This is a genomic window from Pseudoalteromonas luteoviolacea, from assembly GCF_001696455.1.
GTDB lineage: Bacteria > Pseudomonadota > Gammaproteobacteria > Enterobacterales > Alteromonadaceae > Pseudoalteromonas > Pseudoalteromonas luteoviolacea_C.
The window spans coordinates 1-13,471 of record NZ_MAUJ01000012.1; the positions used below are offsets into that span (position 1 = coordinate 1).

The window sequence follows — 13,471 nt, forward strand, 5'->3', positions numbered from 1 at the left end:
GTCGCGGAGATTGCAAAGCACTACGTAACAGAAATAAAAGCCGTTCAAGCTACGGGACCCTATCACTTAATTGGGTATTCATTTGGCGGGGTGATTGCCTTTGAAATGGCCAAACAACTCGAAAATAGTGGTGAGTCGGTGGCGCTGTTAGGATTGCTGGATACGGTTGTCCAAACCGAGGTATTAAGGGGGTTCTCTATCGATGATGCGAGTATTGTGGCTGACGTTCACGACACGCTATTGGGGCTTTACGACATTACAGCGCAAGCCAGTGATGGCTTGGTAAGGTTGGACTTTAAAGCGGCCTCGGCAGATATCGCGCACACCTTGCAACATCACGGTGCGGAGATCGATCAGGCTCTTATTGAAGACTTTATGCATAAGTTTAAAAGAGATAGATTGTTATTCAAACAGTATGTGGCAACGCCAGCGCAGCGCCCTATCACAACCCGGTTGTACAAAGCGAAAGCAACCTGTACAGATAACTTACCAACCGATTTTGGCTGGGGTGAGTTGATTAAAGCGCCTGTGAGTACGGTGACAATAGAGACCGATCACATCGGTATCTTAAAGGCTGACAATGCAAAAGTCATTGTGGACAGTCTGCAAGAGACGCATCACTCAGCCTCTGTTCGAGCGGCTTAATTGGACAGTGTCCTAGGTCGCACATTCGCGAGCAAATATGCTGTGACTTGGCTTGTCTGAGTCACAGCGACGCGATATGTTTGCTCTGTGTGCGGCGCATTTCGCACCACACCTCCCTCTGATATTCCCCTTTGCTGAATTTACTCCGCCTTGCCTGTCATTCTGTTCGGATATCCCAGCTGTGCGATGCCCGTACATCAATAATTTTGGGAATTTTAAAGTGTAAATCTAGCAGTAGAAAAACAACAGCGGAAAACTTATAAATTAGCTGTCCATGTTATTTGGCGATTGAACCCGCGACTTAACTTGGTATCGATGAGACTAGATCCGCACTTTTTGGCTTTAAGGACAAAGCGGGGAAGCTAATGGCAAATTTATGTCATTGATTTTTTTGTTTAAATAGTTACTACGCAATGGATGTCATGAGTAATAACAATAATAGATACATTACCCTGCTTAAGTTGGCCTTCCCTATTTGTATTGGGCGTATGTCAGCGATGCTCATCACGTTTATTGACATGATGATGGTCGGGACGATAGGCATTGCGTCGTTGGCAGCCATTGGCTTAGCGGGCGCCTGCTATTCCTTGATCTTATCACTGGTTGATACGGTCTCTCCAACAGTACAAGGGATTGTGGCACGGCGGGTTGGCTCGGACAGTAACGCGCCAAAATGTGTTCCCGTCAATGCTGGTCTGATCTATGTGATTGTTACGGGTATACCCATTACTATCATTTCTTACTTCATCGCACCTTGGTTTTTCACCGCTGTTTCTTCCAGTGCAGATGTTGCTGGTGAAGCCACCGCTTACTTTCAAATCGTGATTTTGTCGACGATAGCGGCAGGGGCCAATCAATGCTTTAGTGGATTTTGGCGAGGCGTAGGCAAAACCAAAACCATTATGTGGGTTGTTATTTTTATTAATATATTAAATGTTTCTCTGAACTATGCTTTAGTATTTGGCAATTTTGGTTTTCCTGCATTGGGGAGTTTAGGGGCCGGCATTGGTACATTTATTTCTATTATTACTGTTACAGTTATATGGTTTTTTATTACAAAAATTAAATTTAAAAGCAGTGGGCTTTTAAATTGCTTTCCATCATTTGATCTTATTGGGGTTATTTTTAAAAAAAGCATGGTTTTATCGGCAGGGACAGTACTGTTTATTATGGGAATAAACATGTTCTTGTTTTCAGCTTCATTAATGGGTGCGAATGAACTGGCTTTAGCAAATGTATTATTGAGAATACATATCTTTTTACTTGTACTGCATGAGTCGATAGGGTTGATCACAGGCACACTGGTTTCGCGTGCTTTAGGTCGGGGTGATGTAGAAGACGCCTCAATCTGGGGAAGAGATGCTGTGAAATTGGGCGTGTTCTGTGCTGTGGTTATTGGCTTACCATTTTTAATCTTTCCTTCTTATATACTTTCTTATTTCTTCACCGATGAAAATATCACTCCTATGTCCGATATTTCGCTAATGGTTGCTGTTATATCAACACTTATTACATCTATTACCTGTGTTTTGGGAAAGATACTGATTTGTTTAGGCCATGGCGGAAGAGTGATGTGGATCGCATTTTTAATACAGTGGTTCTTTATTTTACCGCTAGTTTGGTTTTTTGGTCCGTATATGAATTTAGATTTTATTTATATATGGGTTGTTTATGTGTGTCATGGGGTTATTTCAGCAATGTTTATTGCAAAAATATGGGGAAGTGGCCGGTGGAAAACTGTGTCAGTTTAGGAATTATTTTTATCTTAAGGTAGAGATTTAAAATGTCTAATGTAGAAGTAGAAAAGCTACACCAGCTTAAGGGTGAAAAAAAAGTCAGGGTAGCATATCAGAAAAAAGACTTTTTAGATTACAGCATCATGTCGCTGATTTGCGCGGTGCTGTGCGGTTATGTATACGGTTGGTCTAGTATCGTTGCACTTATCGGCTATGGTCTGTGCGTGTTTATGGTGGTCTCATTTGCATTGAGGCTGGGTGTTAAAGTCGTTGTCCCATTAATAATAAGAAAGCCAAGCGAACTGTTTTATATGTTCGCCAATAGGATCAAAGGCATTAACGCGATGGTGTACTGCGGCTTTGGCCTGCTGGTGTTAGAAAATGTGGTCATCGCTTTGACACCTGATTGGCCACATATGACGGAGACGAGCAGGAAAGTGGCTATTTACTTATTTTATATACACTTTTCTGTTATCACTGTATTTCGGACAGTGATATTTGTCGACCACATCAGAAAGAGAGACAAGGTGCAGAACTTTCTGATGGAGACGGCATGGAAGCGGCGGGTATCAACCAAATTTAAGCTCAACCTTGAATTGGTTCATGGGTACTTTACTGGCGTATTCACACATATTGTGACGCTTGCCCCTTGGTATTTCATCATTACTCACTTTAATTTTTCGATTTTATTTTTACCGCTTGTTTGCTATTTGAATTTAAAGATAGCCAAGCGCGTGAACGAATATAGCAGTTACGAATTCTATCGCGAGCATTGGCTCTGTCATAACCGAGAGTTTGATTTTGTTTATCTTCATGGCCCCCACCACGACGCCATTCCGTCTGGAATGATAGCAGTTGGCGGAAATGGGCACTTAGAGGGCATTTTGCGTCTGACAATTGGCTACCCGGATGTGTATTACAATCCACTTATTGTTTTCTATCAAAAGTCACTAGCGATTATATTTGATATTAAATCACATCAGTATATACCGGGTGTTTTTCCTGTTTTAGGAAAGGAAGCCAACCATGTCCTCCAACATTCAATACACCATATGGGTAAATTAGAGCCCTATAGCCTAGCCGTCAAAATAGATCAGCCAGATGTATCAGAGCGCGTTAAGAGAATGGCGAAAAACTCACCTTATTCTCTTAGGAACTCTATATTTCTGGACGAAAAACTTAACAACTATAAATGGGAAAATTCGAATTACAGGAGGTACATAAGTCTTTATGACAAATATAGTGACTAATTTTTTATTCAAACAAGATTATAAAACAGTAAATTCAAATAATTATACAAAAGGAATGAAATAATGGGAAAAATAAAAAAATATGCACTTTATAGCTTTGCGGCTATTGTGGGTGTGATACTGACAGCGCAGTTAATCTGGTTGGCTTCGGGGACCGGTGAGTGGGAGCTTAAAAAAGATCAAGGTGGTATCAAGGTTTATACCATGAAAAAACCTTGGAAAAACCTTGTGGCATTTAGAGCAGTTTACAACTTAGATTACTCGATGAGCCATATGGTTGCCGCACTTGTTGACGATCATAGCTTAATTAATTGTCAAGAATGGTACGGTAAAAGCTGTGTGGGCTTTGAGCCGATCAAGCCATGGGACACTGAAAGTTTAAGTGATGTGAATATGTGGGTATTTAATTTCCGCATGTTTGGCAAGGACATCTTTAAACTACGAGAAATGATCATAGAATCAACGGTTACGCAAGATAAAGACACCTATGTAACAACCGTCCATGTTAAAGGCGCACCAGATGCGATCCCTGAAAATGACTGCTGTGTGAGAGTTAGAAATATAGATAACTCATGGACCTATACGCCTTTACCAGATGGCGGTATTGAGGTGGACTTTAAACAAGATTGGGACCGAGGCGGTCTGTTCCCAGACTTTATCTTGAACTTTGGTCTTGGGGTTGAAGGCACACATGCCTTTGTATCAAAAAGGCTGAATAAATTGCTAGACAACGAAAAGTACAAAACAGCAAGGTTTGACTTTATACACGAGCCATACCTTGATGCAACCGTGAAGGTTGACTAATCATCTATTAAAAAACATAGCTCATGGACTTCCATTGTAATAATGGCTTATATCCATGAGCTGGTTAAATGCAGTCAGAATAAAATAACAATTATCCAAGGTTTAGTCGGTTACTTGTACACTAAAAAAGTATATAACGCATTTTTTGTGCAACAAAAAAGCATGCCAATGCTGAGGTTATTACTATAAGTAATAATAGCTATTCTTGAGGAAGTAAAGTGTTCAATGGTGATTATAGCTTGTCAATCTATCCCAATTAGATGGCGATAGATGTTTTTGTTATCAAACTACCAAAAAATTTTAGAAAGTATAAATGGAGCTGTATTGTCCCATTTTGCATTTATTATAATTCAGTTTTTCAATATAAACAATAATAATTCGAAAATTTTATTTATTGCTGTTTTATTTATAATATTTTTCATAAATTTTTCCGGTAGGCATTCTTGGCTGAAATTGATTGGTTTAAGTTTCTGGGCTTAAATTTTTTATTAATAATGATTTTTATGGATGAGTTATTTTGCTAGATGTCGATGTTTCTAAGTTTCATGACTTAAAAGGTAAAGTGAAGCGCAGGATGGTGTATCAAAAGAAAGATTTTTTTGATTATTTAATCATGCTTGTGTTTTGCTCAATACTCAGTGGCTCAGTATATGGTTGGACAAGTACTTTATCAGTGTTTATTTATATACTATGTGCTTTTATGCTCGTTTCTTTCGTGATTAGGCATGGTTTTTCATTGTCTGTTCCTATTATATTTAAGCGTCCTCAAGATGTTGTTCTAATGTTTTATTATAAACTAAAGAACATGCATACAGTAATCTTATTTGCCATGGCTTTTTTGCTGCTGGAAAATTTAATTATTTACTTGACGCCGGGCCTCCCTCATATGACTGATTTCACCAGAGAGGCTGCAATATGGTTGTTCTTTATTCACTTTATTGGTTTTAGTATATACCGAACGGTTATATTGTTTGATCACTTAAGAAAAAAGGATAAAGTTCAAGCTTTCTTAATGGAAACCCAGTGGAAACGCAAAGTAAATACCCAGTTTGGGTTGTACTTTGAGATCTTCCATGGTTACTTAACGGGATTACTTACGCATATTGTTTTACTGATACCTTGGTATTTTGTGATTACAACATTTCATTTTTCGGTGTTGTTAATGCCGCTGGTTTGTTGGATAAACCTACTGACAGCCAAGCGTTTTATGGGCAAGTTGGGTGGCTGGTATTACCGTGAGCACTGGCTGGGCCACAACCATGAGTTTGACTTTGTCTACTTACATGGCCCCCATCATGATGCATTGCCTTCGGGTATGATAGCGGTGGCTGGCAATGGGTTTTTAGAAGGTGTTGCACGCTACACTTTCGGTATTCCACATGCATTTTATAACCCACTAATATCATTTTTTAATTCAACTATTGATATTAAAAATGATATTGATATGCATCAATATATTCCTGGTGTTTTTCCAAAATTAGATCGTGACGTACACGACGTTTTTCAGCACTCTCTACACCATTTAGGGAAGTTAGAGCCCTATGGGGTCGGATTAAAACTCGATCACCCTGGGGCAAGTGAAAAACATAGAAAAATGGCAAAAAAGATGCCTGAAAGCTTACATAATTCAATTGGATTTGACGAAAAGCTCAATGGCTATAAGTGGGATAATGCAGCATTTAGAAAATATATTAAGTTATATGACAAGTATAATGACTGAGTAATAATCAAAGTTAAATGCCTTCCCGGGCATTTAACTTTTTTATTTATACTCTAGTTGTGTGGTCATCATTGAATGTGTTTCTCAGAACATAGTGATAGAACACATCTTACTTATGATGAAAGATAGCATAACGCCAGCTTTATGTACGCTTTTAGCTCAACGAGATTGAAAACTTTAGGGTCTTTTTATTGACTAGTTTATTATTGTTACCTATTTAACATAACGCATTTTATTACATAAATAGACATTTACGTTAGTAAATTAGCTCTTTATGCAGTATAGTGATTGGGCATCGTTACCTTTGTCATTTCGGGTGTCAGTATGGCAATGCCCTGTAAGAGAAGTGAATAGAATGAATCCGCGTTTAAAGCATTTGGTCGCGCTTGCACCACCACAGCAGCTTGCCCGACAGGCTGAAAAGCCGCCTTTATCTTCACTGATTGTACGAGACAATCAATGTCCAATTTATGCCTATGTGAATGGTTTATCTAGTGCGCGCTCTAAGCAAACTGCGCGGCGAGTTTTGATGGCCATTGCAAAGCACCTCGGGGCAAGCAATATTTATCAGATCAAATGGCAAAAAATCGATAAGAACGCATTGAATAGTCTGCTCACTTCGCTAAGTGACAGCGGTTTAGCGCCGGATACTATAACTTTGTATCTATCTGTCGTGAAAAGTGTGCTAAAAGAGGCGTTTTTACTTGAGCAGATCCCATCTATTCAATATGAGCGAATAAAAAGCGTGAAAGCACCTTCTGGCTATCGGCTAAAAACGCACCATATTCTAGATCGGACTGGCTTCTATGCGTTGTTAGAGAACATTGAACGTGGCAACACGGCACAGCGAACTCAACTGAGAGACAGCGCTATTTTCTATCTCATGTTGGGCTGCGGTTTGCGGCGGTTTGAAATTGCGGAATTACAACTTGAGCAAATAAAGCATTCGACTCAGCATCTACAGTTTATTGGTAAAGGTAACAAGGAGCGGATGGTGAAAATACACCCACTTGCATACCAAGCATTAATGGCCTGGATTGCGGTGCACCCCTTTCTTCACGGCGCGGTGTTTATTCGCTTAACCCGGGCTGGCACGCCATACCACAAGCAAGCCAGCCGTAAGGGACTCAGCGGTCATGCCATCTACGGCTTGTGCAAAAAGTACGGCTTACTGGGGGATGAGCGTATTCCGCCCCATTCATTGCGGCGTTCATTTGCAACTTGGTTATCAGAAAGCAATACAGATCTCAGCAAAATAAAAGCCATGCTAGGGCACAGTACCATCAAAACAACCGAGCTTTATGTGCAGCAACCTCAAGAAGAGATCGATGAGGCATTACTGAATGGCTTGTTTAAGTTATAGGGCTTTTAGTCTCTGAGTATTACGCTTATGACGTGGACGAAAAATACACCACCATTTCCTTAAACGGCGCAAAACGCTGCGATAACCAATTTGCCGGCAGCGTACTGGCCTAACTTTGCTAGGCGATAAAATGTTTCAGCTGTCTATTCCCTGTTAGAAAACAAGATATGTACCCTGAAAGCCAGCGCTGATCTATATGCTTGGCACTTAATTTCACAAAGCATATGTATGATGTGTTCTTTTTGTTAAAGCAGCAATTACCGCTTACTTAAACTGGCATAATCCAATGCCAATGAAGTTTAATTTATAATGAAAGTTTGCAGCAATGCAATATAAACACAGTGACCTGTTCGCTAGCATCGCAAAGAGAGGTAGCTTAAGACATTTGAATAGCGGTCCAACTTGGCTATCGTAAAATAGTGCCCATCTGCTTTGTACAAAAGCGAGTGAGCACTACAACAGGAAAAGGAAAGGGTTAATTAAAATGTCGGTGTCGGCGTGTCTTGCGCTAAATATTGTCGGCTCAGTGCCGTAAATTTGTCATGACCTATCGCCTCAGAGATACTGTGCAACCTTTGCTGTAACGCATCGTCTTGCATGCGCTCATGTTGACCCATCAAGTGCTGCCGCTCCCATAATTTGCAGAAGTATGGCAAGGCTTTTTCATATTGTTGAGTGGCATAGTGAATATCACTTTGTAATCCTTCAATAAGCGCCGTATACCTATCCGACGCATTGCTATTGGCAACTTCGTCCAATAATCCTTGTGCGCAATCATATTCTTCTCGGATAATGCGGTTTGCCGCTATGTCGATATAAGCATTGGTTTTAAAGTCAGCGGGCGCTTCATTGAAGGGCACCAACGCCAAAACGGCGTCTTCAACTTCTCTTGAGCGCGTGACGTCACCCATTTTGAAATAACAGGATGAGACAACTTTTGCTGTATGCACAAAGTCAGCCCACAACTTCTCTTCTTGGTAGTGTGCCATGGCAATGCTGAACACGGATACGAACTGCTCCCATTGCTGCTGTCGATGACACTCAACCTCTAACACACGGCACACAATGGAAAACAAAGGTGAAACAGCAGTTGCTTCTTTTATCCACTGACCCCAAGCCTGAACAAACTCCTCGGACAGTTCAAGCGTCCCTTCAGTTCCCTTCATTGCGCTCAACAAGACAGACAACCAAATATACGTTTGCTGGTCACTATATTCATCTGTCGGAAACAGCTCAGGCGATTCGTCGATAAGCTTTTTGCACCACAGATAACTTTCTTCAGCTAAACCAACTTTGTGCAGGATGGCATCAAAACTCTGTTTCACCTGAATAAACTCTGCCAAGTCTCGATTTGTCCATAACACCTCCATATGCTTAGCCCAGCTGCCACGCTCATTGATCAAATAGCGCATAAGTTGTTGGTTTTCTTTGGCGCTCACATGTTTAGACACCATATTAAGCGCTTCGCATATCCACTGACTGTACACCGGTATCACTTTGGGCAGCACTGCACTTTCTGGACCCGATAAGTCATTATTAAGCCAATACTTGGCACGTGCGGTGAGCATTCTCCCGAGCGGTTGTGTATCAACAAAGCCCCGTTCAAGCCAGTTATTCAGGTGCGTCGCAAAGGGCTGATGAGGGATATCAAGGTGCTTGCACAAGGCATGGTATGCGCTATCTTTGCCACTGCCATCGGCCGAGACTTGGAGCATATCCAAAATCAGGTTGTGTTCATTCGCAAGGCACTGGAGTAATTTTTGAGATGCCGGCTCCAATGAGTTCCATTGGTATGATAAATACTGTTCTTCTACCGACAACGTACTCGTAAAGTCGATCGAGTTGACTAGACTCTCAACTTCATAGTGCGAGGCGCAGCCTTGCGACCAAGCGTTTAGGCGTGCGATTAACCAAAGGTTGTGGTTCACATCCTTGTGCAACCTAGTTGGCTCTAAAAAGTATTCAGTGAACGAGTCGGTGCAATTTTGCAGTGCAAACCAATGCTTAAATTGCCTGTCACTGAGCGGCCTCGCCTTCACACACTCGAACTGCTCTAGCTGTGAAAAAGCCTCATTGCTCACGCAAGATGACGACGAGATAACTAAACTATACTGTTGATACTGCTCGAGATACTCAAGTAGCGCATGTAACTGTGTGTTGTTGCTACTGAGCGAGACATGGTCGAAAATAAAGAGGTTTTTTGCAGCCCCTTCTTCAAACTTCACAACCGATGTCACCATGTGTTTTACATCCTCTAGCGAGTAGTTATGTACGAGATAGTCAAAATAGAAAACATTCTCCACACTGTGATTTTTAAGCGCAGTAAACGCCAGTGTATAGGCGGTGGCCGTCTTGCCCAGCCCCGAGGGACCATGCAGCAATACGCTGTTATTGCCGCCGTCATTTTGATAGCGGTTCAAGATTTGATGAGCCGCCGTCTGTTGCCATGGTGTCTGTAACAAACGCCACCCTTGTAGGTCAAAGCCATACAGATTATTGAGATGCGCCGTGGCAAAGCCGCCTTCACCTGGCCCAGGAAATTCTTGAGGTGATGCGAAGAAAGTCACGTCTTTGTGGCTGTACAACACCAATAATGGCCAGTACTGCAAGGTCAGTGGCGCTTCGGTAAAGCGATGAATGCTGTTATTTTGTTGTAGCGTCTTACGGCTTTCGACGACCGCTTGACCCAGTTCAAACCCCTGCGCAATTTTTCGATACACTTCATCGAGGCACTCAGCAGCCACACTCACGTCTGTTTTTTCTGCAAAGCCGATCACATTGGGCATACCCAGCGCCATGGCTTTATTGGCAGTGTAAGTTAGGTGATGCTTCGTGATCTCCGACGACGCCGTAAGTGGCTCTATAATTAACAAAGAGGGAGCCAACTGTGAGATGTGTTGTAGTAAAGTATCCCACGCCACGGTCTGGCCGTTATTCAACATGATCTGGAATGTGTCGCCATCGAGCATAATCGGCAGATCAATATGCACAACATGTACTTTGCCCGCCTGAGCAGCAATGGCATTGCTTAAGCTCTCAACGCTATCTAGCGAGCAAGAGGTAATGGCAATGCTACGCCCACCACAGTGTTCAAACGCTTGCCTTGGCAACATATAAGACTCAATGTCACCAAACGGGGCGTTTTCTGGTCGCGCAATTAGGTGCAACACGTTGAGCGGATCATTTTGTGGTTCCGGCGCCTGCCCGCCTGATTGCATCGCTTGCATCTCTTGAGTGAGGGCTGATGTCACATTGAGCGCCCAGTGATCTGCGCTTTCCTCTGCTGCCGCATCACTACGGGTTACACGGCTAAAGCGTTTGGCGACTGTAGATAGGACATAATTGCTGCCAGGGAGAATGATAGACTCCCAAAGTTGAGCATGGAATGTCGCATCATCACTGACGATCTTGATTTCTAAGTGTTGGTAACCCACTTCTTCGATGATTTCTCGAATTGCGTTCAATTCGAATTGCTCACCCAATAAACTATCACCTAACTTGTGGCCAAATTGAATGATATTGGCGGCAGTATTGTCCCCCTTGAATTCACATTTTTCACCATACAAAAAAGGCCCATAACACTCAGACGTTGCACGCGTAAAGTTCTTGCTAGAGGGCATTTCAAAGTCATCTATGTGGTAACTGATTACTTGTTGTTCATCACTGAATGTGACTGAGATGCGATTACTTTCAAGGTTGTCTGTAATAATTAACTTCATGTTTTCGAGTCCGTTCTAATTCGATTATGCAAATGCTTGGAGCTTATTTTGCAATCGTTCTAAGGTTACTTGGTTACTGCCAAATTGACTGATAGTGGGGTAGATCTCAGCGTTCGGTGCCAAACTGTCGGTATCGATATATTTCAAAAAGGTCGATAAGGTTGCACTGGGGCTGAGATCAATAAATTTGTTATAGCCTCTCTGGATAAGCTGCGTTACGCCGTCCTCAAAGTAGACAGGCTGTCTGAATACATCCCATAGGTATTCTGCTGAAATATGCTCCAGGGGCTTTTTCTGGGAAAGTGACAGCAAGGGTATTTGCGCCTGCTGGAAAAAACAGTGCTTTGCTAACGCTTTAAATTGTGTTTCAACATCATCAATTAAATGTGTGTGAAACCCGTAACGCACCGGCAATAATACGCTGCTTATCCCCTGCTCACGCAGTGCAGCATGGAGTGTATTAATGGGTGATGCCAAACCGCTTACGACAAAATTGGCTTGGCAATTTTCACCGGATACCGTCACGTTTTTGAAAAGCTCTGGACTGGCTTGCAGCAGAGACTTTTCACTGAGTACCGCCAACATGCCACTTTGAGGTGTGTGGTCCTCAAACAGCTTGGCAGCCTCGATAGATAAAATCAGGCCATCTTCAATATCAAGGCATCCAGATACAATGGCGCTGACCAATTCTCCTAGACTATAGCCTAATGTTTGAGCAGGTTCGATCCCCTGCTCCATCAGTACACGAGACAAGCTGTACTGGATTGCGATCAGTGATGGGTTGGTGTAACGAAGCGTTTCAAATGGCTCCTGCATTTGACCCGATTGATACAAAATATCAGTCAAATCACAGTCCAATAGCGGATAACAAATTTCAGAACAGTGGTCCATCCACACCTTAAAACGCGGGTTTTGCTGATATAGCTCAGCCCCCATTTGGTAATACTGTGAGCCTTGTCCTGAATACATAAATGTCATGGGTCTAACCATTATTCACTTCCTTTTTCCACATCCCATCAAACCCGATTACAGCGCTTGGATCTCATCCAGATCGAAGTAGCCATTGTAGCCTTTCATATACACTGCAGCGCGATGCGAGAATAACACCACCGCTTCAGAGCGCGTTTCTAACGCTTCATAACCTGGCATACTCGACTTGACTTTCGTGCCAACGGGGTGCTTTGCATTCCACGCCTTTACTTTTTCAACGACTGAATCATGAGACACCGCGGCTGCTTTAGGCTGTGCTGTCGGCTCAGCCTGCTCAGCTGCCTTAACGGGCTCTGTGCGTGTATTATTTTTTGCCTGTGCCTGTGCCTGTGCCTGTTGTTCTTTCTTCACATGACGCTTAATGCCCGCCACTAATTTTGTCAGTACATTGCCATGGCCAATTTCTTTAAATTCCATGTCTTTATCGATGCTCAACAGGTGTAGAATAGAATCGCTCCACATCACCGTGCTCGATATTTGTTCCGGTAGGTTGGTGATCAGCTCACCTTCTTTGTACGGCTCTGCCGTCACATTCGAAATCACCGGGATCTGTGGCTCAGCGTACTTAAAGCGTTTTGCATAGGTCCTAAACTTATCACGTGATTCTTGCATAAAGCGTGAATGGAACGCGCCGCTGGTGTTGAGCGGGTAGAACAATACTTTGCCAAATGAGAACACGGATTTTGCTGCCGCGATTTCATCACTGGCGCCTGAAATAACAATCTGCGTCGGTGAGTTATAGTTAGCCAAATCGACATTAGTCAGGTTGTTATCCGCCAAGATCTGCTCAATTTCCGCTTTACTTGAGTTCATAATCGCAGCCATTGCGCCATCTTTCACCTGAGACATCAACTCGCCACGCTTCTTAACCAGCTTAAGGCCCGCCTCGAAATCAAAGCAGCCAGCCGCGAGCAGCGCATTGTATTCACCGAGTGAGTGGCCCGCGAGAAAGTCCGGCTTTTCACCCGACGTGTCCACTTCATCGTAGTATGACAGGGCATTCACCGTATACAGTGCAGGCTGTGTATACTGAGTATTGTTTAATTTATTCTCAGGGTCTTCCAAACAAAGTTCTTTGATAGAGTAGCCAAGTATTTTATCGGCTTTTTCTACCAGCTCTGGGTATTTATCGAATAACTCCTTGCCCATGCCTTTTGCTTGTGAGCCCTGACCTGGAAATATAAAAGCTCGCATTAATGATTCTCCTAAAATATTATTCTTATTCCGTGTTTACGATGACGTGT

The 13,471-nt window shown here is 42.6% G+C and carries 9 protein-coding genes; 6 read left to right on the forward strand and 3 right to left on the reverse strand.

From position 1 onward, the window contains the following. From A7985_RS22635 to A7985_RS22665, 6 genes are all read left to right on the forward strand, one after another. Positions 1-645, forward strand: a 645-nt coding sequence (locus tag A7985_RS22635; RefSeq protein ID WP_141685424.1) for a thioesterase domain-containing protein, incomplete at its 5' end; no start/stop codon positions are given. Between the two features lie 422 nt (positions 646-1,067). Further along, positions 1,068-2,396 (forward strand): MATE family efflux transporter, encoded by a 1,329-nt coding sequence (locus A7985_RS22640; protein WP_065792695.1) that lies wholly within the window; start codon positions 1,068-1,070, stop codon positions 2,394-2,396. 32 nt (positions 2,397-2,428) lie between these two features. Next, a complete protein-coding gene (locus A7985_RS22645) occupies positions 2,429-3,631 on the forward strand; it encodes a hypothetical protein (protein ID WP_065792696.1) in 1,203 nt (400 codons plus the stop codon). A gap of 63 nt (positions 3,632-3,694) precedes the next feature. Beyond that, positions 3,695-4,435 (forward strand): hypothetical protein, encoded by a 741-nt coding sequence (locus A7985_RS22650; protein WP_065792697.1) that lies wholly within the window; start codon positions 3,695-3,697, stop codon positions 4,433-4,435. A gap of 805 nt (positions 4,436-5,240) precedes the next feature. Then, positions 5,241-6,155, forward strand: a complete 915-nt coding sequence (locus A7985_RS22660; protein ID WP_176716789.1) for a hypothetical protein — start codon at positions 5,241-5,243, stop codon at positions 6,153-6,155. Positions 6,156-6,429: 274 nt separating this feature from the next. Continuing rightward, on the forward strand, positions 6,430-7,518 hold the full coding sequence (locus A7985_RS22665; RefSeq protein ID WP_081310686.1) for a tyrosine-type recombinase/integrase: 1,089 nt from the start codon (positions 6,430-6,432) through the stop codon (positions 7,516-7,518). Positions 7,519-7,997: 479 nt separating this feature from the next. Here A7985_RS22665 and A7985_RS22670 read toward each other — a convergent pair whose 3' ends face one another. The 3 genes from A7985_RS22670 to fabD are packed head-to-tail and all read right to left on the reverse strand — an operon-like array spanning position 7,998 to position 13,421. Then, positions 7,998-11,237 (reverse strand): ATP-binding protein, encoded by a 3,240-nt coding sequence (locus tag A7985_RS22670; protein ID WP_065792701.1) that lies wholly within the window; start codon positions 11,235-11,237, stop codon positions 7,998-8,000. Between the two features lie 24 nt (positions 11,238-11,261). After that, on the reverse strand, positions 11,262-12,227 hold the full coding sequence (locus A7985_RS22675; protein WP_065792702.1) for an acyltransferase domain-containing protein: 966 nt from the start codon (positions 12,225-12,227) through the stop codon (positions 11,262-11,264). Positions 12,228-12,263: 36 nt separating this feature from the next. After that, positions 12,264-13,421 (reverse strand): ACP S-malonyltransferase, encoded by a 1,158-nt coding sequence (gene fabD / locus A7985_RS22680; RefSeq protein WP_065792703.1) that lies wholly within the window; start codon positions 13,419-13,421, stop codon positions 12,264-12,266. Positions 13,422-13,471 lie beyond the last annotated feature (50 nt).